We start from the raw sequence: 21611 nt of genomic DNA on the forward strand, positions 1-21611 counted from the left end.
TGGGGGAAGATCCAAATGGCAAAGAAAATTTTGATTGTAGATGACGCTGCGTTTATGCGCATGATGATTAAAGACATTCTGACAAAAAACGGATATGACGTTGTCGCTGAAGCGGGAGACGGCGCACAAGCAATCGAAAAATATAAGGAACACCGGCCGGATCTTGTGACAATGGATATTACAATGCCGGAAGTGGACGGGATCAGCGCGCTGAAGGAAATTAAAAAAATCGACCCGGATGCAAAAGTCATCATGTGCTCGGCAATGGGCCAGCAGGCGATGGTCATTGATGCCATCCAGGCCGGTGCAAAAGACTTTATCGTCAAACCGTTCCAAGCTGACCGTGTAATTGAGGCCATCCAAAAAACGCTCGGCTGACGATGCCAGGAAGGTGACAATGATTTGCAAAGCCAAGTGACGAAGGGGCTTTTGCTGTTTGGGATTCTGCTGTGCCTGCTGTACGGGTTTTCGGCACCCGGCAATGCCCTCGCGGCTTCTTTTAACGGAAATGTGAAAGAATGTATCGACCATCCGAAACAGTGTCAAAAACAAACGGACGGAAAATCCGAAAGCCAGGCTACACAATCGGAAACGGCAAATCCGGCGGTAACCTTCGGGGATATTGCGCGGATGATCCTCGCACTTATTTTCGTGATTTGTTTACTATACTTTGTTTTAAAATTTGTCAACAAAAGAAGCCGTGCCTATCAAAGCAGTAAAATGATACAGAATTTCGGCGGCACGCCTTTGGGCGGAAATAAGTCGCTGCAAATTGTAAAAGCGGGCGACAGGATTCTTATTTTAGGTGTCGGGGACGATGTGCAGCTTGTCAAAGAAATTGATGACGAGGAAGAGGTCAGGCAGTTCGTTGACCAGTACAATCAAAAGCTCGAGCAGCAACTGGAACCGCGCGATATTGCGACAAGGCTCATAAAAGCGGTGAAAAACAGGGAAACTGGGGCAAAAACAGAAGCAACCCCGTTCGGGCATTTGCTGAAGTCGCAAATTAGCGCGATCAGGGAGGAGCGGGCGCAGGCGATGAAAGAACTGGAACAAAGGGAGAAGGAGAAACAGAACGATGAATGAGTTGTTGAATACATTAAGCAGCACATCCGGCGATACCGTTTCCCTTTCGGTCAAAATCCTTTTGCTTATGACCGTTCTTTCATTGGCACCGAGCATTTTAATCCTATTGACTTCTTTTACGCGGATTGTCATTGTCCTGTCTTTTGTCCGGACTTCGCTCGGCACGCAGACAGCCCCACCGAATCAGGTGATCGTAGGCCTTGCGCTGTTTCTGACGTTTTTTATCATGGCTCCGACGTTTCAACAGGTAAATAAACAGGCGCTCACGCCGTTGTTCCATGATAAACTGACGCTGGAAGAGGCTTATGACAAAGCCCAGAAGCCGTTTAAGGAATTTATGGCGAAAGAGACCCGGCAGAAAGACTTGCAGCTGTTTTTGGATTATGCCCATAAAAAGCAGCCTAAGTCGGTGCAGGATATTCCAATGACAACCCTTGTTCCGGCATTTACAATCAGCGAATTAAAGACGGCTTTTCAAATGGGCTTCATGATTTTCATTCCTTTTCTTGTCATCGATATGGTCGTGGCAAGTGTCCTGATGTCGATGGGAATGATGATGCTGCCGCCTGTGATGATCTCGCTGCCTTTTAAAATCTTACTGTTTGTGCTCGTGGACGGATGGTATCTTGTTGTGAAGTCGCTGCTTGAAAGTTTTTAAAGAAGGTGAATGGATTGAGTGAGGAAATGGTCATTTCACTGGCCGAAAAAGGCATCATGGTGACCTTTATGGTCTGCGGTCCGCTTTTATTGATTGCGCTTGTCGTCGGTATGATTGTCAGTATCTTCCAGGCTGCAACGCAAATCCAGGAACAGACGCTGGCATTTGTCCCGAAAATTGTTGCGGTGCTGCTCGGCCTTGTACTGCTTGGCCCGTGGATGCTAAGCCACATGCTTACATACACAAAAGAAATTTTATCCAATTTAACACAATATATAGGTTAACATATGGATGAACTGATTCCGTCATTCAGCATATTTTTACTCGTTTTCATTAGGGTCACCACTTTTTTTATCATGATGCCGTTATTTTCCCACAGGAGCGTACCGGCCCGGTTCCGGATCGGCCTTGGCTTCTTTTTGTCCGTCCTTGTGACATACACGATCCATGCCAAACCGTTCACCATGGATGGCGCCTATTTTATGCTGATGATTAAAGAAGCACTTGTCGGCCTGCTGCTTGGCTTTGTAGCCTATTTCATTTTGTCGGCCGTGCAATTGGCCGGTACGTTTATCGATTTTCAGGCAGGGTTTTCCATGGCCAATGTGATTGATCCGCAATCAGGGGCGCAAACGCCACTTACCGGGGAATATTTGTACACTTTTGCGCTGCTTTTATTGCTTTCCCTGAACGGGCACCACTTGCTTTTGGACGGGATTTATTACAGCTATTCGTTTATCCCGCTCGATCAGGCATGGGTCCATCTCGGGTCTTTCAATCTCGCAAAATATTTGGCAACCCTTTTGGCCCGTGTCTTTCTCGTCGCTTTTCAAATGTCGGCACCTGTTGTCGCCGTCCTGTTTTTAACGGACATTGCGCTTGGCATCATCGCCCGGACCGTACCGCAACTTAATATTTTTGTGGTCGGCTTTCCGGTCAAAATTGCCGTTAGTTTGATCGCGCTGGCGGTGGCAATGGGCACGATTTATATCGCGGTTGAACATTTGTTTGAATGGATGTTTGTTGCGATGCGGAATTGTATGGCACTGTTGGGGGGATCCGTTTGAAGCACCTCTCACTCGATTTGCAGTTTTTCGCAGGGGAGAAAACAGAAAAGGCAACGCCGAAAAAGCGGCGTGATGCCCGCAAAAAGGGGCAGACAGCCAAAAGCCAGGATATCGTAACGGCTGTCATGCTTCTTGCGGTGTTTCTGTTCTTGTATTTCGGGGCCTCCTCGATCGGAAGCCCGATGATGGCACTCTTTCGCCAGGCTTTTTCAAAATATATGCTGCAGGATGTCACGGAGCAAAGCGTTGGCAAATTGATGACCGGCGTCATGAAACAGCTGGCTTCGATGCTTTTGCCGGTTATGGCCGTTGCCCTTTTGGCCGGCGTGGTCGGAAATGTGGCCCAAACCGGCCTCCTTTTTACCGGTGAAGGGCTGAAACCGAATATAAACAAAATCAATCCCGTCGCCGGATTAAAACGGATTTTTTCGATCCGGGCGCTTGTGGAATTGTTAAAATCCGTTTTAAAAATGGCGGTGGTCGGCGTTGTTGCTTTTTACGTCATTTGGGCCAATATCCAGGATATTTCAGGCCTGCCGTTTAAAAGCGCGGGCGATACGCTGGCTGCAGTCGGGCATCTCGCCGCCATAACCGGCATCAGCGCTTCTGTTGCCCTGTTTGTGCTCGCCGTTCTTGATTACTTGTACCAGCGTTTCGATTTTGAAAAAAATATCCGGATGTCCAAGCAGGAAATCAAGGAAGAATTTAAAAATATGGAAGGCGACCCGCTGATTAAATCAAAAATCAGGCAAAAGCAACGCGAAATGGCGATGCGGAGAATGATGCAGGAAGTGCCGAACGCCGATGTCGTCATTACGAACCCAACGCATTTTGCCGTCTGCCTCCGCTACGATGAAACAAAGAGCGATGCGCCCATCGTTGTGGCAAAAGGAGCGGACTTCCTTGCCCAAAAAATCAAATCGATCGCAAAAGAGCATGACATTGTCATGCTGGAAAACAGGCCGCTGGCAAGGGCGCTTTATGAGCAGGTGGAAGTTGGCGGACGCATTCCGGAACAGTTTTTTAAAGCAGTAGCGGAAATTTTGGCGTACGTATACAAAATCAAGCATAAAATTTAAGCTTTTTCATGCAAGTTAGGAGAGAAACCGTATGAGTGCAAGAGATTTGAGAGATATTCCCGTGATCGCAGGTGTCATTTTAATCGTCACTATGCTAATTATCCCTTTTCCGACATGGGCATTGAGCTTTTTAATTATATGTAATATTTCTCTTGCATTGATGGTACTTTTAATCTCAATGAATATGAAAGAGCCGCTTCAGTTTTCCGTCTTTCCGTCATTGCTGCTCATTTTAACCTTATTCCGGCTCGGGCTGAATATCTCAACCACCCGCTCGATCCTTTCCACCGGCAATGCCGGCGGGGTCATTGAGACGTTCGGATCGTTCGTTGTCGGCGGCAACATCGTCGTCGGGCTAGTCGTCTTTACGATTTTGATTATTATCCAATTTATTGTGATTACAAAAGGCGCTGAACGGGTGGCTGAAGTCGCGGCCCGGTTCACGCTCGATGCGATGCCGGGCAAGCAAATGAGCATTGATGCGGACTTGAATGCCGGCATGATATCCGATCAGGAGGCGCGCGCTCGCCGGGAAAAAGTCAGCCGGGAAGCAGACTTTTACGGCGCGATGGACGGTGCCAGCAAATTTGTCAAGGGCGATGCGATTGCCAGCATCATTATCGTTCTCATTAATCTTATCTTCGGGATCATTATCGGCATGACCCAGCTCGGCCTCTCCATTAGTGATGCCGCGAGCCAGTTTTCGCTGATGACCGTTGGCGACGGCATTGTCAGCCAGGTGCCGGCTCTGCTCATTTCGACAGCAACCGGGATCGTGGTCACGAGGGCGGCATCAGACGGCAATCTTGGCCAGGACGTAATGGCGCAGATGCTGTCCTATCCCAAAATGCTATATGTCGCGGGCGGCACGATCTTTCTGCTCGGCTTGTTTACGCCGATTAATGATTTTTTAACCATGACGGTGGCAGCGGCGCTGTTCATCGGCGGTTTCCGGCTCCAGCAAGTCCCGAAAAAGACGGAACAGGAAAGCGCGGAGAAAGCGGAAGAACTCCAGCCTGAGGAATTGAAAAGCCCGGAAAGCGTCATGAGCCTGCTCGATATTGACCCGATCGAATTCGAATTCGGCTACGGCCTGATCCCGCTTGTGGATGCCAACCAGGGGGGCGATTTGCTTGACAGGATTGTCATGATCCGCAGGCAGCTCGCCATCGAACTCGGCATTGTCATTCCGGTTGTCCGGATCCGCGATAATATCCAGCTTGAGCCGAATGAGTACCGGTTGAAAATTAACGGGAATGAACTTGCCAAAGGCGAGCTTCTTCTCGACCATTATTTAGCGATGGCGCCCGGCGAAGATGACGGCTCCGTTGAAGGTATTGAGACGGTCGAGCCGGCTTTCGGAATGCCGGCAAAATGGGTGACGGAAGAACAAAAAGAACAGGCGGAAATGATGGGCTATACGGTCGTGGACCCCCCGACGGTTGTCTCGACCCATATTACGGAAACGATCCGGCAAAACGCGTATATGCTGCTCGGAAGGCAGGAAACAAAAGCGTTGATTGACCATTTGAAAGAGTCGTACCCGGTGCTTGTGGAAGAGGTAACACCGAACCCGTTGTCCGTCGGCGAGATCCAAAAAGTGCTGGCGAATCTTTTGAAAGAAAATGTTTCCATCCGAAAACTGCCGATTATCTTTGAAACGTTAGCCGACTATGGTAAATTAACAACAGATACCGATTTGCTGACGGAATACGCCCGCCAAAGTCTCGCGCGGCAAATTACGGCGCAATATGCGCAAGACGGGCAATTAAAAGTCATCACCGTTTCGGGGAAAGTAGAGAAATTGATTGCGGATGGCATCCAGCGTACGGAACATGGCAATTATCTTTCCCTGGACCCGTCCGTGTCGCAAAAAATTGTGGAATCCGTTGCACAGCAGGTTGAGAGGGTATCGCTTACCGGCAGTTCCGCGGTCATCCTTTGTTCGCCTGCCATCCGCATGTATTTGCGGCAAATGATTGAACGGTTCTTTCCTCAGGTGCCGGTTCTTTCCTATAATGAACTGGAAGCAAACGTTGAGGTACAAAGCACAGGGCTGGTGAACATAGAATGAAAATTAAAAAGTTTATGGCGCCCAATATGTCTGAAGCAATGAAACAGATCCGTCTTGAGCTTGGGGACCAGGCCGTCATTTTAAATTCAAAAGTGGTCCAGCACAAAGGCTTTCTTGGATTTATGAAAAAGCGGAACATCGAAGTAATTGCAGCCGTTGACCCGGATGCCGGGAAAAACAGTCCGGTACAAACGGCCCCTGCCCGTGGTGAAAAACCTGCGCGCGCACCGGATGCCTCCGTCCGTTCAGAAAAAGAAAGCCTGCAAAAAGAAATCGCAGCGCTGAAAAAAGTGGTCCAGGAAGTGTCGAAATTTGGGAATCCCGCTTACCAAAAGTATCCACTGCCGATTCAAAAACGATTAAACACAGGTTTGCAGCAAGGGCTGGATGAATCGCTGCTGGTTGTGATCGGAGATGCCCTGTATGAAGAATGGGAGAAAGCAAACGGCAATCTGACGGAAAACGAAATTTTAAAGCAGGCGAAGGCACTGCTTCAAAAAAAGCTCGCCCATTTGACATACGGGGGGAGCCAGAAAAAGTACGTGAACCTGATCGGCCCAACCGGTGTCGGCAAAACGACGACACTCGCCAAAATGGCTGCACAGGCCGTGCTCGAAAAAAAAGAAAAAATTGCTTTCATTACAACGGATACGTATCGGATTGCAGCGATTGAACAATTAAAAACGTATGCAAACCTGCTGAATGTGCCGCTCGAAGTGGTCTATAAATTGTCCGATTTCAAAAAAGCGATCGAAAAATTTTCCGATTTTGACCGTGTTTTTATCGATACCGCCGGCCGGAATTACAGGGAGCTGCAATATGTCCGCGAGCTTTCAGGACTCATCGATTTTCATGCGGAAATGGAAACCTTTCTGACGTTGTCGTTAACGATGAAAGAGAAAGATATGAAAGCCGTTTTTGACAGTTTTCAAAGCATCAGGATTGACCGGTTTATTTTCACCAAGCTGGATGAGACATCCACTTACGGCGCTGCGATCAATTTAATGGAACAGTATGGAAAAGGCTGTGCTTATGTGACAAACGGCCAGGATGTCCCTGATGATATGCTCGAGGCAACCCCCGGTATTTTTGCCGAATACGTATTTGGGGAGAACGACAAATGAGAGACCAGGCAGAACAGCTGCGCGCAAAGTTAAAAATGCAACACGGGATTCCGGCAAAAACGCTTGCAGTCGCAAGTGGAAAGGGCGGCGTCGGGAAGTCGAACATCTCGGTCAATTTGGCAATGGCACTTGCAGAAAGGGGAAAAAAAGTCCTTTTATTTGACCTGGATGTCGGCATGGGCAATATCCACGTCCTTCTCGGGCTTGACGCACCATACACGATCTCGGACTTTATCAACCGGAATATCCCACTTGCCCAAATGATATGCGACGGGCCGGCCGGTATTTCTTATATTTCTGCCGGCAACGGGTTTGCCCAGATTGTCGAGATGGAAGAAGCTGCTGTAACCAGGCTTGTCACAGAGCTCGAACTGCTCCAGTATGATTTTGATTACATCATTTTCGATATGGGTGCCGGCGCCGCGCCATCAAGCCTTAAAATTTTGCTTTCGGCTGATGATATTTTTATTGTCACAACACCTGAGCCGACAGCGATTACCGATGCTTATTCGATGATGAAATATATTTACATGCAGCAATTCAGCGCCCCCCTTTATTTAATTTGCAACCGGGCGGAAAAAGAAAAAGACGGGATGTTGACGTTAAACCGGCTTCAATTTACAGTTAAGAAATTTTTAGGGAAAGAAGTGAACATTCTCGGCGTTGTGCCGGAAGATGCGCATGTAAAAAAAGCTGTATCAAGGCAGCTGCCGTTTTACAGTGCATTTCCACATTCAGCGGCTGCAAGAAGAATCGATGAATTGCTTAACCGCTATGTATCCGGCAATTCGGACGGGCCCAGCCAGCGCGCACCGGTATTTATGCGGAAACTGAGGGGGCTTTTGTTGAAATCTTAAACATGCATGACAATAACAGGGCAATGAAATGACAGTTTTGAAAAACAGGGGGCAGATTTGTGAAATGGGAAAAACGTAAAGGAAGCGAACCGGAAAAAAACACGCAACCTTTGTCCGATCCTGTTCAAAGCGGACGGATAGCACAGAAAAAATTGGTTTGCATCGGAACATCGACCGGAGGCCCGCGCGCCCTGCAAACCGTTCTTTCTTCCCTGCCCGGGAATTTGGAAGCGCCCGTTCTGGTTGTCCAGCATATGCCAAGCGGATTTACAAAGTCGCTTGCCAACCGGCTGAATGCCATTTCAAACATCAGGGTGAAAGAAGCCGAGGATGGCGAAATGCTCAAGCCGGGGGCGGTTTATATTGCGCCCGGGGACTTCCATATGGGCGTGGAGGCGCACGGCGCACATCTCTTTATCCAGCTTGAGCAATCCGCGCCGGTTAACGGGCACAGGCCGGCTGTGGATAAAACATTTGAATCGGTGAGCATGCTAAAAAACTATGAAACACTTGCCATCATCATGACCGGGATGGGTTCAGACGGAACAAAAGGTTTGATCGCCTTAAAGAATCGCGGGCACGTAAGAGCGATTGCCGAAGCGGAAGAAAGCTGCATCGTTTACGGCATGCCGAGAAGTGCCATTGCCGCGAAAGTGGTGGATGAAGTTTTGCCGCTGGAAAAAATTGCGGAGGCAATCATGAAATTTATTAGTGATTAGGGTGTGGTATAGATGGAAATGAGCCAGTACTTGGAAGTGTTTATTGAAGAAAGCAGGGAACATATCCAGTCGTTAAACGAAAATGTGCTGCTACTTGAAAAAAGCCCGGATGACTTGCAAATTGTCAATGAAATTTTCCGTTCCGCCCACACATTGAAAGGGATGTCGGCAACAATGGGGTATGAAGATCTCGCCAATCTGACCCATAAGATGGAAAATGTGCTTGATGCCATCCGGAACGGGAAGCTGTCTGTAACCCCGGACATTATCGATGTGATTTTTACTGCGGTGGACCATCTGGAAGCGATGGTGGAATCGGTTGCAAACGGTGGGGACGGCAAATTGGATGTGAGCGGGACGATCGCCCGCCTCGAAGCGGTAGATCATGGTTCAGCCGGAGAGAAGAAGACGGAGAAAGAAACTTCAGCTGCGACAGCGGAAAAGGCGGAAACAGAGGAAGACGAATTTGACCAGTACGAACAGGCCGTGATTGTTCAATCGGAAGAACAAGGGTACAACTGTTACCAGTTCACGGTAAAATTGCGCAGCGACTGCCTATTAAAAGCGGCGCGGGTATTCATGGTCTTTGATATCCTTGAAAAATGCGGCGAGATCATCCATTCCGATCCGCCGGCCGACCAGCTGGAAGAAGAACAGTTTGACAATGAATTTAAAGTGACACTGATCTCAAAAGAAGACAGGGAAGAGATTCGCGAAAAAATCTGCAAGGTGTCAGAGATTGAAGATGTTAAAGCAAGCACCGTGACTCTCACAAAGCAGGATGGGCGCGGTCAACACCCGGAAACGGCAGAATCGGAGAAACCGGCAGAACCAGAGCAGAAAAAACAGGCAGCACCGGACGCAGCGGAAAAGCATCCGCAAAAACCGGCAAAAAAGCATCCGCAAAAACAGAAACATACAACCAAGACGATCCGTGTGAACATCGAGCGGCTGGATAATCTGCTGAATCTATTTGAAGAGCTGGTCATTGACCGCGGGCGCCTCGAACAAATTGCAAAAGAAGTGAACCATCCGGAGCTCAATGAAACCGTTGAAAGGATGTCCAGAATTTCCGGCGACTTGCAAACGATTATTTTGAACATGCGGATGGTGCCGGTCGAAACGGTGTTTAACCGTTTTCCGCGGCTTGTCCGCCAGCTGGCAAGAGAATTGCACAAAAAAATGGATCTCGACATTATCGGCGCCGAAACAGAACTGGACCGCACCGTCATTGATGAAATCGGCGACCCGCTTGTCCATCTGATCCGGAATTCGTGCGACCACGGCATTGAACAGCCGGAAGAAAGAAAGCGGGCAGGGAAGCCGGAAACAGGAACCATTACGTTAAAAGCTTATCACAGCGGCAACCATGTGTTTATAGAAATTGAAGACGACGGCGCCGGCATTAACCGTGAAAAAGTGTTGGAAAAAGCCATTGAAAAAGGCATTGTCAAAAAGGAAGAAGCCGGCAGTTTAACAGACAGCCAGATTTATAACCTGATTTTTGAATCCGGTTTTTCAACCGCTGACCATGTATCCGATATTTCCGGCCGGGGTGTCGGGCTGGATGTGGTGAAATCAACCATTCAATCATTGGGCGGCTCGATTTCTGTCCATTCCGCAGAAGGGCGCGGGTCCGTCTTTACGATTCAGCTGCCGCTTACCTTATCGATCATTTCCGTCATGCTTGTGGAAATCGGGACGGAAAAATATGCTGTTCCGTTATCCTCTATTGTAGAGACGGCCATTATTAAGAAGGGCGAAATATTAAAAGCGCATCACCAAAAAGTGATCGATTTCCGGGGCAAAGTGGTGCCGCTTGTCTTTTTGAATGAAATATTTGAAGTTCCGGATGCAAAGCAAAATGATGAATATGTCTCCGTACTGATTGTGCGAAAAGGGGAAAAACTGGCTGCATTTGTGGTGGACGCCTTTATCGGCCAGCAGGAAATCGTATTAAAATCTTTAGGAAATTATTTAACGAATGTATTTGCCATATCAGGCGCCACCATTCTTGGAAACGGCCAGGTTGCCCTTATCATCGACAGCAATGCGCTGATCAAATAGAAAACAAGGCGCTTGCCGCCCATTTCATTGCCCAGGAAAGAGGTTGAGATCGTTGGAGAAAGTGATCGTATTTCAGTTGAATGATAAAGAGTATGCCCTGCCGGTTACGCAGGTTTTGGCCATTGAAAAGCTGCAGCATATTACAAGAGTGCCGCTTACCGCTCCTTTTATACTTGGCGTGATGAATTTACGCGGTATCATTATTCCGGTCATTGATCTGAAAAAACGGTTTGGCATGGAGGATGACACGGACGCTGATAAGGAGGAACGCAAGCTGATCATCGTCCGGTTTGGAGAAATTGAAACGGGCCTGCTTGTGGACGAGGCGACGGATGTTCTGGATATCGACGAAAAAAAAGTGGAACCCGAGCCGGAAGTGGTAAACGCGGGCAAAGAGGACTTTATTTCCGGTGTGGCGAATATAAACCAGAGGCTTTTGCTGCTGCTTGATTTAGAAAAAACTTTAACGCCATTACAATAGGGGTATTTTAAATGGATATTAAAAATAAAATCACAAATCTTCACCTTGATGTCTTAAAAGAAATCGGGAATATCGGAGCGGGACATGCCGCAACGGCGCTTTCCAAATTGCTGCATAAAAAAATCAAAATGACGGTCCCGGATGTCCATATTGCCTCCTTTGAAGAAATTATGGAGCTGATCGGCGGCGCTGAGCTCGTTGTGGTGAGCGTGTTTTTGCGGATTGAAGGCGATGCGCCCGGCAATATTTTTTTCATCGTGCCGGTTGCCCAGGGCGAAAGATTCATTAAAGAAATGATCGAGGATCCGTCGTTCTCCTTTGAAAAGCCGCCATACCCGGAGCTCGGGCTGTCGGCGATGCTGGAACTGGGCAATATTTTGTCGGGGTCTTATTTAACGGCGCTTTCCGATTTTACGAAGCTGGATATGCTGCCTTCCGTCCCGGCACTCAGCATTGATATGTTCGGTTCCATTATCAGCTATGGTTTGATTGAACTGTCCCAGGTCAGCGATTATGCCATCGTGATTGATACAGTGCTGAGCGATGAGCAGGCGGAAAATTCCGATATGAAGGGGCATTTTTTCCTCTTTCCGGATCCGGATTCTTATGAAATCCTATTCCGTGCGCTAAGGGTTGAATTAGATGGATAGCGAAATGAACATTGTCAAAGTGGGCATTGCGGAAATGAAGATCGTCACTTCTCCCGGCCTGATCAGGACAACCGGGCTTGGCTCATGCGTTGGCGTCGTTTTGTACGATTTGCCGGCTAAAACAGCCGGGCTTGCCCATGTAATGCTGCCTTCATCCTTCATTGCGAAGAATGGAGAGCATATGAATAAAGCAAAATTTGCGGATACCGCTATTTTTGAACTGATCGGCATGCTGAAAAGCGCAGGCTGCCACCAGAGCAGACTGCTAGCAAAAATCGCCGGCGGAGCCGAAATGTTTTCTTTTTCTTCCATGAATGAAGCGATGCGGATCGGGCCGCGCAATGTCGAGGCTGTAAAACAGGAACTGAAAAAGTACCGCATTCAATTGGTGGCCGAAGATACCGGGGGAAAAAGCGGCCGCACGATTGAATTTAACCCGGGAAATGCCGTACTGACCGTGAGAACGGTCAACCAGGGTTCTGTCGAAATATGACGAGGCCGCCCCTTTGTTTTCGGGAAAAGCGATGGCAACAAGGAGGGATGCGATATGGCGGAGGAGCCAAAACAGGGTGAGGAGCAGAAAGATTGGGATTTGTGGCTTAAATCCCGTGATCCGGAAGCCGGAAATGCCCTTGTGAAAAGATATATGCCGCTTGTTTCTTTCCATGTCCAAAGAATTGCCGCCGGGCTTCCCCGCAACGTGTCAAAAGAGGATTTAAAAAGCCTTGGCATGTTCGGGCTTTTGGATTCATTAAACAAATTTGATCCGTCCCGCGAACTGAGATTTGATACATATGCTTCTTTTCGGATCCGCGGCGCGATTTTGGACGGCCTGCGGAAAGAAGACTGGCTGTCAAGAGGCACAAGGGAAAAAGCGAAAAAAATTGAAAGCGCCATTGAAAGTCTCGAGCAGAAATACTTGCGCACCGTTTCTCCAAAAGAAGTCGCTTTGGAGCTTGGCATGGAAGAAACGGAAGTCTGCACAACGATGAATGAACAGTTTTTTGCCAATGTCCTGTCGATTGAAGAAACGGGCACCGATAATGATGAACCGGAAGCAGCATCCCGGTTCGTGTCCGGGGACAGGAATGCCGGCCAGCCGGAATCCGAGCTGGAAAAAAAGGAAACCGTAAAGGAACTGGCGGAGGCCATCCGTGCCCTGTCGGAAAAAGAGCAGCTTGTGCTGAGCCTCTTTTATCAGGAAGAATGCACGCTGACAGAAATCGGCGAAGTGATGGGGCTTTCCACTTCCCGGATTTCCCAGATCCATTCGAAGGCCATTTACAAACTGCGGAATATTTTGGAAAAACGGCTGCTGTAATCAGAGGGGGTGAATCAAACGGTTATTTTTTTCCTCATTCTTTCTTTCCTATTTAATGTGCTCTCCATTTTTGCCATCATCCTGCTCTATTTACGGCAAAACCGCTTTGCCCGGGCAGAACAAAACGTCAATAAAATGGTGAAAGAAATTGAAGACATCTTTTCCGTATACCTGATGGAGTTAAAAGAAGAAAACGATGCTTTCATCAAAAAAATGAAAGCAGGCAGGATGAAAGAGGCAAGCCCGGGGGAAAAAGCAGGGCCGGAAACGGGACAGCCGGGTTCGGAAACAAAACAACCGCCTGAGACAGAAGAAACAGCGGAACTGAAGTCAGATGCGCTCATCCAGGTATCCGCAAACCGGGCGTACCGGAATGCGGCCCGGCAAATTTCAGGGGAACAAAGCGATGGGCAGCTTCAGGAAGAAAAAAGCCTTTTGCAAAAAGTGAATGATTTGCAACAAAACGGGTATACTGTTGATGAAATTGCCCAAAAATTAAATAAAGGCCGCACGGAAATCGAGCTGCTTCTCAAATTTCAGACAGGACGCGGATAATGCTTGATTCGCATTTTTTTTTATGGTATAGTAATCGTTGGTGTTATCACACACGCTTCATGATTTAAAGGACGGTGCTGCTTTTAAGCGGTCTCCTTTTGAAAAGGATTGGGGCGGAGGAAAAAAACCATAGGAGGAAATAAAATGTCAGTAATCTCAATGAAACAACTGCTCGAAGCCGGTGTCCATTTCGGCCACCAGACGCGCCGCTGGAACCCGAAAATGAAAAAATACATTTTCACGGAACGGAACGGCATCTATATTATTGACCTGCAAAAAACGGTCAAAAAAGTAGAAGAAGCTTATAACTTTGTAAAAGATCTTGCAGGCAACGGCGGAAATATTCTGTTCGTCGGCACGAAAAAACAGGCGCAGGAATCCGTTAAAGATGAAGCGGAACGTTCCGGCATGTTTTACGTGAACCACCGCTGGCTTGGCGGAACCTTAACCAACTTTGAAACGATCCAAAAACGGATTGACCGTTTGAAACAAATCGAAAAAATGGAAGAAGACGGCACATTTGATGTCCTTCCGAAAAAAGAAGTCGTCCAGTTGAAAAAAGAACACGACCGTTTGGTGAAATTCCTTGGCGGCATTAAAGATATGCGGAACCTGCCGGATGCATTGTTTGTAATCGATCCGCGCAAAGAACGCATCGCGGTAGCGGAAGCAAGAAAATTAAACATTCCGATTATCGGGATTGTGGATACAAACTGCGATCCGGATGAAATTGACTATGTCATTCCGGCAAACGATGATGCGATCCGTGCGGTCAAACTTTTGACCAGCAAAATGGCGGATGCTATTGTGGAAGCAAAACAGGGCGAAGAAGGTGCCGCTGAAGTTCCGGCCGAATCCGGCGAAGCAGCGGGCACGGAAGAAACGACTGTCGAAGCCTGATCCGTTTTCCGGCCGGGGTTTGACAGCGGCCGCACCTTACCCAAAATATCCCAATAAAAAAGGTGATAAGAAGGTTTGTGCTTATCACCTTTTTTTAGGGAGACGTACATAAACTTGAAGGAGGAAATCCGATGGCAATTACAGCTCAAATGGTGAAAGAACTTCGTGAAAAAACCGGCGCAGGCATGATGGATTGCAAAAAAGCGCTGACGGAAACGAACGGCGATATGGAAAAAGCGGTGGACTATCTTCGTGAAAAAGGGATCGCAAAAGCGGCGAAAAAGGCAGACCGCGTTGCTGCAGAAGGAACCACTTACGTATTAAGCGAAGGCAACCACGCCGTCATTCTCGAAGTCAATGCCGAAACAGACTTTGTTGCAAAAAATGCAGAATTCCAAAACCTTGTAAAAGAAATCGCTGAACATTTGCTTCAAAGCAAACCGGCCGATCTGGATGCCGCTTTACAATCAACAATGGCAAACGGATCGACTGTCAATGATTTTATTACACAGGCGATTTCCAAAATCGGTGAAAAAATTTCGCTCCGCCGTTTTGCCCTGAAAACGAAAACGGATAACGGTGCGTTCGGCGAATACCTCCACATGGGCGGCCGTATCGGTGTGCTCACTGTTCTTGAAGGCACAACCGATGCTTCTGTTGCAAAAGACGTTGCCCTTCATGTTGCAGCGATGAATCCGAAATACATCTCCCGCGACCAGGTTTCGGAAGAAGAAGTGGCCCATGAACGCGAAGTATTAAAACAACAGGCGCTGAACGAAGGCAAACCGGAAAAGATTGTGGAAAAAATGGTGGAAGGACGCTTGAAGAAATACTTCGAGGAAATTTGTGTGGCAGACCAGGCGTTTGTCAAAAATCCGGATCAAACGGTTGGGCAGTTCGTCGCTTCCCATAATGCAAAAGTGGCAGATTTTGTCCGTTATGAAGTCGGCGAAGGCATTGAAAAACGCCAGGAAAACTTTGCTGAAGAAGTCATGAATCAAGTGAAGAAAAACTAGTTTTAAAAGGGGAACACAGTGTGTTCCTCTTTTTAAAAGAAGGCAGGATTTTAACCTTGCAAAAAAAACGCCCCGTTTACCGGCAAAGATGGACCGGGGCAATTTTACATAACCATATTGGAGGTTCAAAATGGACACCCCTAAATATAAACGTGTCGTATTGAAATTAAGTGGTGAGGCATTGGCTGGAGAGCAGGGCTTTGGTATTCATCCGACGGTCATCCAGTCCGTCGCGCGGCAAGTAAAAGAAATTGTCGAGCTTGGCGTTGAAGTGGCGATTGTCGTCGGCGGCGGCAATATTTGGCGCGGCAAGATCGGCAGCCAGATGGGAATGGACAGGGCAACGGCTGATTATATGGGCATGCTCGCCACGGTCATGAATGCAATGGCCCTTCAGGACAGCCTGGAACAGAGCGACGTGGAAACACGCGTGCAGACTTCCATTGATATGCGCCAGGTGGCAGAACCTTATATCAGAAGGCGGGCCATCCGCCATCTGGAAAAGGGTCGTGTCGTTATTTTTGCCGCCGGTACGGGCAACCCGTTTTTCTCCACCGATACGACCGCCGCGCTGCGTGCAGCAGAAATTGAAGCCGATGTCATTTTAATGGCAAAAAATAATGTGGACGGTGTTTATTCTGCCGATCCGAAACTGGACAAAGATGCTGTGAAATATGAAGAGCTTTCATATCTGGATGTCATCAAAGACGGCCTCGCTGTCATGGACTCCACCGCGTCCTCTTTATGTATGGACAATGACATCCCGCTTATAGTATTCTCAATTATGGAGGAAGGAAACATCAAACGCGCCGTCTTGGGCGAAACCATTGGGACAATCGTTAGGGGGAAAATATGATGGCAAATCAGGTCATTGACACTGCAAAAGATAAAATGGCAAAAGCAATCCAGGCTTTTCAGCGCGAACTCGGCTCCATCCGTGCGGGGCGTGCAAACGCGGCCCTGCTCGATAAAATCACGATAGATTACTACGGCGCTAGGACACCTGTAAACCAGCTTGCGTCCATTTCCGTGCCGGAAGCGCGCCTGATGGTGATCCAGCCGTATGATAAAACGGTGCTGGGTGAAATTGAAAGGGCCATTTTAAAATCGGATCTCGGCCTTACGCCGAATAATGACGGTTCCGTAATCCGCCTTTCCATCCCGCCTTTAACGGAAGAACGTAGAAAAGAACTGGTGAAGCTCATCAAAAAAGAAGCGGAAGAAGCAAAAGTTGCCATCCGTAACGTGCGCCGTGATGCCAATGATGAACTGAAAAAGCAGGAGAAAAACGGTGAGATTACAGAAGATGAGCATCGTGGTTTCGCGGAAGACGTTCAGAAAATCACCGACCAGCACATTCAAAAAATCGATAAAATGACAAAAACAAAAGAGCAGGAAATTATGGAAGTCTGACTGCCGGACAAAAAACTTCCGTTGGCAAGCGGCCGATGGAAGTTTTTTATTATGTTATCAGTGCGCGCTTTTCCCGGGAGCATGGAATGTTCCGGTTCTAAAATCCTGTCATATTGCCGGAAAATGGGGCTACACACGCGTTTAAAAGGGGATACAAAGCCGGTTTTCCATACACCCCCAAACCAAATGGCCGGATCGTTTAAAAAACAGAACTACACAAACGCATCCATTTTCTCTATAATAGAGGTTGGCAAATGGAATACAAAGGTCATACCACTTTTGCCGGAAACGACTGAACACGTATGGCCGCGGTACCGTGCATAAAGTTGCAGGCGGATACCATTTGGAGGGCAAATGTGCATATGAATTTAAAAAGATGGAAATCTTTCGATAAAGAAGGCCGCGACACGACAACCCGCGGCGAAAAAGTGAAAGCTGCCGCCATCCCGGAACATGTCGCCATCATCATGGACGGCAACGGAAGATGGGCGAAAAAACGCCATTTGCCGCGGGTGGCCGGCCATCACGAAGGCATGAAAACCGTCCGGAAAATTACCCGTATCGCCAACCGGCTCGGAATCAAAGTATTGACGCTGTATGCTTTTTCAACAGAAAACTGGAAACGGCCAAAATTAGAAGTGGAATACTTAATGAAGCTGCCGGAAGAATTTTTATCCACTTATCTTCCCGAGCTGAAAGCGGAAAATGTGAAAGTGCAGATGATGGGGTGCAAAGAAAAAATCCCGCTTCATACTCAAAGGGCCATCAATAAAGCGATCAGTGAAACGGCGCAAAACGACGGGCTGATTCTCAATTTTGCGTTGAACTACGGGAGCAGGGATGAAATTATGCGCGCCGTGAGAAATATTTTAATGGATGTAAAAAATGGTATAATGAATGAAAACGAGCTGACCGAGGAAGTGTTCCACCAGTACTTAATGACGCACGGCCTGCAGGACCCCGACCTTTTAATCCGGACGAGCGGGGAAATCCGGCTCAGCAATTTTATGTTGTGGCAGCTGGCGTATACGGAGTTTGTGTTTACCGATGTGTTATGGCCGGATTTTAATGAGGAACATTTTTTAAGTGCGATTGAAGAATATCAAAAACGTTCCCGAAGATACGGCGGTTTAAAAAGTGAGGAGCAGTCTGAATGAAGCAAAGAATCATTACAGCCATCGTGGCAGCAGCTTTTTTTATTCCTTTTGTGATATACGGGAGATGGCCGTTTGCGCTGCTCGTGTATGCCATGGCGACCGTTGCGCTATACGAGCTGTTGCGGATGGGAAAACAGTCATTTTTTTCCTTTGGCGGCCTCCTTTCCGTCCTGCTGCTTTGGCTGATTTTATTTCCATCAAAGTATATGCATGTCATCGCACAAACAGGCTTTTCAAAGCTTGAATTGGTGTATATGATCGTGCTGCTTTTTCTTGCCTACATGGTGGTGACGAAAAACCGGTTTACATTTGAGCAGGCTGGTTTCCACATTTTGTCCGCCATCTACGTTGGCATCGGCTTTTATTATTTTATTGAAACAAGAAATGCGCCAGATGCGGGCATAACCTATATTTTTTACGCCCTGTTTCTCATTTGGGCAACGGATTCCGGCGCTTATTTCGTCGGACGGGCTTTTGGAAAGCATAAGCTGTGGCCAGAGATCAGCCCGAATAAAACGGTTGAAGGCGCGCTTGGCGGCGTACTGTGTGCGGTCATTGTTGCTGTGCTGTTTTTTTTCTATTCCAATATCGGCCTCGGGCTCGGGCGGCTCATGGTGTCCACGGTCGTCCTCTCCGTTTTCGGCCAGATCGGGGATTTGGTGGAATCCGCGTATAAACGGCATTACGGGGTAAAAGACGCAGGGAAAATCCTGCCCGGGCACGGCGGCATTTTGGACCGCTTTGACAGTTTATTGTTTGTCCTCCCGCTTATCCATTTTTTAAAAATGATGGCGGGATAGAAAAAGAGGTGGATAGCATTGAAGCAAATCAGCTTATTGGGGGCGACGGGCTCCATTGGTACACAAACGCTGGATGTGATCCGGAACCATCCGGAAGCATTCCGGCTCGCGGCCTTTTCAGCAGGGAGAAATCTCAATTTAACGAGGAAAATTATTTCGGAGTTTCATCCGGCGCTTGTCTCTGTCGCTGACAAAGAAGACTGTGCCCGGCTGAAAACCGAATTCGGGGACAGCCCGGTTGTGCTCTACGGGGAAAAAGGGATGGTCGAAACGGCGGTATATGCCGAATCGGATATTTTGGTCAATGCGGTGCTTGGCAGTGTCGGGCTGTTGCCGACTTTGGAGGCGATCCGGGCGGGGAAAACTGTTGCGATCGCCAATAAAGAAACGCTCGTCACAGCCGGTCATCTCGTGATGAATGCAGCAAGGCGCGCCGGCACTGAGATTCTTCCGATTGACAGTGAGCATTCCGCCATTTTTCAATGTTTGCAAGGGGAAAACCAGGATGAGATCGAACGACTCATCATCACCGCATCCGGCGGCAGTTTCCGTGATTATACAAGGGAACAGCTTGAAACCGTCACCGTAAAAGATGCGCTGAACCACCCGAATTGGTCGATGGGCGCCAAAATCACGGTTGATTCGGCAACAATGATGAATAAAGGGCTCGAAGTCATTGAAGCACACTGGCTGTTCGGCCTTCCCTTTGAAAAAATTGATACTATCCTGCACCGCGAAAGCATCATCCACTCTCTCGTCGAATTCCGTGACAGCAGCGTAAAGGCGCAGCTCGGGATGCCCGATATGCGCATCCCGATTCAATATGCGCTCGGATTTCCAAAAAGGTTGCCGCTACCGGATGCAAAGCGGCTCGATTTGGCGGAAATCGGCCGGCTTCATTTTGAAAAAATGGATGAAGAACGCTTTTACTGCCTGAAACTTGCCTATGAAGCCGGAAAAGCCGGCGGATCGATGCCGGCCGTGCTGAATGCGGCCAATGAGGTGGCGGTCCATGCCTTTTTGCAGGAAAAAATTTCGTTTTTGCAAATTGATCAGTTGATTGAAAAGGCGCTTGCAAGGCATAATGTAATTATACACCCTGATTTGGAAACGATCTGGGCCGTTGACCGTGAGACGCGGGACTATGTGGCCTCGCTCATATAAGCGGGAGCTTGCCCGGAGTTCCTGAAAAAGGCGGAGACTATTTTAAAGTAAGGTGGTATTCATTTGACGACAGTTATAGCCTTTATTTTGATTTTTGGTTCACTTGTCATTTTCCATGAAGCCGGGCATTTCTTTGTTGCCAAAAAAGCCGGGATTTTATGCCGCGAATTTGCGATCGGATTCGGCCCGAAGATCCTTTCGTTTAAGAAAAACGAAACGCAGTATACCGTCCGCCTGCTTCCGATCGGCGGATACGTACGGATGGCGGGGGAAGACCCGGATATGCCGGAGTTGAAGCCAGGCCAGCGGGTTGGGCTGCTTTTCGATGAAAACGAAGCCGTTGAAAAAATCGTGGTGAACGGAAAAGACCGGTATACCGGATTGCGCATGATTGAAACGGAATCTGCAGATCTGGAACGTGCGCTTGTAATCAAAGGCTATGAAGAAGGCGATGATGAACACCTCCGGACGTTTAAAGTGAAAAGGGATGCCGTGCTTGTCGAAGACCGGATGGAAATGCAAATCGCGCCTTGGGACCGCCAGTTTGCCTCCAAATCGCTTGGGAAGCGGGCGCTCACGATTTTTGCGGGCCCGCTCATGAATTTCGTTCTGGCAGCCCTTGTCTTTACCCTTATGGCCGTGGTGCAGGGGGTGCCGATGACCGATCCGGTGCTCGGAACGGTTGTCAAGGACAGTGCTGCGGCAAAGGCCGGGCTGCATAAAGGGGATACAGTGATCAGCATTGACGGTGCCGAAATCTCGACGTGGAATGACATTGTCGACGTGATCCAAAAACACCCTGATGAAAAAATTACGTTTACAGTGGAACGGAACGGCAAAACAATGGACATTCCGGTGACGCCAAAAAGCATTTCAGAGGACGGGAAGACCATCGGGAGAATCGGCGTGACCAGCCCGGTTGACCATTCCCCGCTGAAAGTAGCCACGTACGGCATTACACAGACATACGTTTGGACGGTGGAAATTTTTAAACTGCTTGGCCACCTGATCAGCGGCGGCTTTTCCATTGATATGCTGTCAGGCCCTGTCGGCATTTACAAATCAACAGAGACCGTCGCCAAGTCGGGCATCATTTATTTGTTTAAATGGGCAGGATTGTTGAGCATCAACATCGGGATTATGAACCTGCTCCCGCTGCCGGCTTTAGATGGCGGCAGGCTGCTGTTTTTCGGCATCGAAGCATTGCGGGGCAAACCGATTGACCGGCAAAAAGAAGGCATCGTCCATTTTATCGGTTTTGCGCTCCTGATGCTGTTGATGATTATTGTCACCTGGAATGATATCCAAAGATTTTTCCTGTAAAGTTTCCGGTTTCGAGGGGGTTCCAGCGGGCCCTGTTGCAAAAGGGCCTGCTTCCTTACCTGCTTTACGGAGACGGTTATAAAATGGATTTGCATTTTTG

General features: G+C 48.2%; 24 protein-coding genes. All 24 read left to right on the forward strand.

Going from position 1 to position 21611, the window contains the following annotated elements; genetic code table 11:
* Window positions 1-15: 15 nt before the first annotated feature.
* The 24 genes from NST70_RS06440 to rseP all read left to right on the forward strand — a co-directional run bounded on the left by NST70_RS06440 (window position 16) and on the right by rseP (window position 21511).
* Window positions 16-378, forward strand: coding sequence for a response regulator (locus tag NST70_RS06440; RefSeq protein ID WP_014095443.1), 363 nt, complete (start codon window positions 16-18; stop codon window positions 376-378).
* A 24-nt stretch (window positions 379-402) separates the two neighbouring features.
* Window positions 403-1086, forward strand: coding sequence for a flagellar biosynthetic protein FliO (locus tag NST70_RS06445; protein ID WP_014095442.1), 684 nt, complete (start codon window positions 403-405; stop codon window positions 1084-1086).
* Window positions 1079-1744: a flagellar type III secretion system pore protein FliP gene (gene fliP, locus NST70_RS06450; RefSeq protein WP_014095441.1), complete on the forward strand. Its 666-nt coding sequence runs from the start codon at window positions 1079-1081 to the stop codon at window positions 1742-1744. Before NST70_RS06445 ends, fliP begins: the two co-directional genes overlap by 8 nt.
* A 14-nt stretch (window positions 1745-1758) precedes the next feature.
* Entirely contained in the window at window positions 1759-2028 is a 270-nt protein-coding gene (gene fliQ, locus NST70_RS06455) for a flagellar biosynthesis protein FliQ (RefSeq protein WP_014095440.1), read from the forward strand.
* Between the two features lie 3 nt (window positions 2029-2031).
* Window positions 2032-2811: a flagellar biosynthetic protein FliR gene (gene fliR, locus NST70_RS06460; protein WP_014095439.1), complete on the forward strand. Its 780-nt coding sequence runs from the start codon at window positions 2032-2034 to the stop codon at window positions 2809-2811.
* Window positions 2808-3890 carry a flagellar biosynthesis protein FlhB gene (flhB, locus tag NST70_RS06465; RefSeq protein WP_017551525.1) on the forward strand — a complete coding sequence of 361 codons (1083 nt, stop codon included), beginning with the start codon at window positions 2808-2810 and terminating at the stop codon, window positions 3888-3890. The genes fliR and flhB overlap by 4 nt, the downstream gene beginning before the upstream one ends.
* Before the next feature lie 31 nt (window positions 3891-3921).
* Window positions 3922-5964 carry a flagellar biosynthesis protein FlhA gene (flhA, locus tag NST70_RS06470; protein WP_014095437.1) on the forward strand — a complete coding sequence of 681 codons (2043 nt, stop codon included), beginning with the start codon at window positions 3922-3924 and terminating at the stop codon, window positions 5962-5964.
* Window positions 5961-7088 carry a flagellar biosynthesis protein FlhF gene (gene flhF / locus NST70_RS06475; RefSeq protein WP_014095436.1) on the forward strand — a complete coding sequence of 376 codons (1128 nt, stop codon included), beginning with the start codon at window positions 5961-5963 and terminating at the stop codon, window positions 7086-7088. Before flhA ends, flhF begins: the two co-directional genes overlap by 4 nt.
* Window positions 7085-7945 (forward strand): MinD/ParA family protein, encoded by an 861-nt coding sequence (locus NST70_RS06480; RefSeq protein ID WP_014095435.1) that lies wholly within the window; start codon window positions 7085-7087, stop codon window positions 7943-7945. The genes flhF and NST70_RS06480 overlap by 4 nt, the downstream gene beginning before the upstream one ends.
* A 59-nt stretch (window positions 7946-8004) precedes the next feature.
* On the forward strand, window positions 8005-8664 hold the full coding sequence (locus NST70_RS06485) for a CheB methylesterase domain-containing protein (RefSeq protein WP_014095434.1): 660 nt from the start codon (window positions 8005-8007) through the stop codon (window positions 8662-8664).
* Between the two features lie 12 nt (window positions 8665-8676).
* On the forward strand, window positions 8677-10731 hold the full coding sequence (locus tag NST70_RS06490; protein ID WP_014095433.1) for a chemotaxis protein CheA: 2055 nt from the start codon (window positions 8677-8679) through the stop codon (window positions 10729-10731).
* A gap of 52 nt (window positions 10732-10783) precedes the next feature.
* Entirely contained in the window at window positions 10784-11212 is a 429-nt protein-coding gene (locus tag NST70_RS06495; protein WP_017551531.1) for a chemotaxis protein CheW, read from the forward strand.
* Between the two features lie 11 nt (window positions 11213-11223).
* On the forward strand, window positions 11224-11862 hold the full coding sequence (locus tag NST70_RS06500; protein WP_014095431.1) for a chemotaxis protein CheC: 639 nt from the start codon (window positions 11224-11226) through the stop codon (window positions 11860-11862).
* Complete coding sequence (locus NST70_RS06505; protein WP_014095430.1) at window positions 11855-12355, forward strand: chemotaxis protein CheD; 501 nt, start codon at window positions 11855-11857, stop codon at window positions 12353-12355. Before NST70_RS06500 ends, NST70_RS06505 begins: the two co-directional genes overlap by 8 nt.
* A 54-nt stretch (window positions 12356-12409) precedes the next feature.
* Window positions 12410-13183: a FliA/WhiG family RNA polymerase sigma factor gene (locus NST70_RS06510; protein ID WP_014095429.1), complete on the forward strand. Its 774-nt coding sequence runs from the start codon at window positions 12410-12412 to the stop codon at window positions 13181-13183.
* A 9-nt stretch (window positions 13184-13192) separates the two neighbouring features.
* Window positions 13193-13738 (forward strand): hypothetical protein, encoded by a 546-nt coding sequence (locus tag NST70_RS06515; RefSeq protein WP_061565825.1) that lies wholly within the window; start codon window positions 13193-13195, stop codon window positions 13736-13738.
* A 144-nt stretch (window positions 13739-13882) separates the two neighbouring features.
* A complete protein-coding gene (gene rpsB, locus NST70_RS06520; protein WP_014095427.1) occupies window positions 13883-14638 on the forward strand; it encodes a 30S ribosomal protein S2 in 756 nt (251 codons plus the stop codon).
* Between the two features lie 131 nt (window positions 14639-14769).
* The gene (tsf, locus tag NST70_RS06525; protein ID WP_014095426.1) at window positions 14770-15654 is read left to right on the forward strand and encodes a translation elongation factor Ts; all 885 of its coding nucleotides are present in this window, start codon (window positions 14770-14772) and stop codon (window positions 15652-15654) included.
* Window positions 15655-15784: 130 nt separating this feature from the next.
* The gene (gene pyrH / locus NST70_RS06530; protein WP_014095425.1) at window positions 15785-16510 is read left to right on the forward strand and encodes a UMP kinase; all 726 of its coding nucleotides are present in this window, start codon (window positions 15785-15787) and stop codon (window positions 16508-16510) included.
* On the forward strand, window positions 16510-17067 hold the full coding sequence (frr, locus tag NST70_RS06535; RefSeq protein ID WP_026104623.1) for a ribosome recycling factor: 558 nt from the start codon (window positions 16510-16512) through the stop codon (window positions 17065-17067). Before pyrH ends, frr begins: the two co-directional genes overlap by 1 nt.
* A 362-nt stretch (window positions 17068-17429) precedes the next feature.
* Complete coding sequence (locus NST70_RS06540; protein ID WP_014095423.1) at window positions 17430-18224, forward strand: isoprenyl transferase; 795 nt, start codon at window positions 17430-17432, stop codon at window positions 18222-18224.
* Window positions 18221-19024: a phosphatidate cytidylyltransferase gene (locus NST70_RS06545; protein ID WP_014095422.1), complete on the forward strand. Its 804-nt coding sequence runs from the start codon at window positions 18221-18223 to the stop codon at window positions 19022-19024. The genes NST70_RS06540 and NST70_RS06545 overlap by 4 nt, the downstream gene beginning before the upstream one ends.
* An 18-nt stretch (window positions 19025-19042) precedes the next feature.
* On the forward strand, window positions 19043-20188 hold the full coding sequence (locus NST70_RS06550) for a 1-deoxy-D-xylulose-5-phosphate reductoisomerase (protein ID WP_061565824.1): 1146 nt from the start codon (window positions 19043-19045) through the stop codon (window positions 20186-20188).
* Between the two features lie 63 nt (window positions 20189-20251).
* Window positions 20252-21511, forward strand: coding sequence for an RIP metalloprotease RseP (rseP, locus tag NST70_RS06555; RefSeq protein WP_014095420.1), 1260 nt, complete (start codon window positions 20252-20254; stop codon window positions 21509-21511).
* Window positions 21512-21611 lie beyond the last annotated feature (100 nt).

It is taken from the genome of Weizmannia sp. FSL K6-0777 (genome assembly GCF_038593185.1).
In the GTDB taxonomy this organism is placed as follows: domain Bacteria; phylum Bacillota; class Bacilli; order Bacillales; family Bacillaceae_C; genus Weizmannia; species Weizmannia faecalis.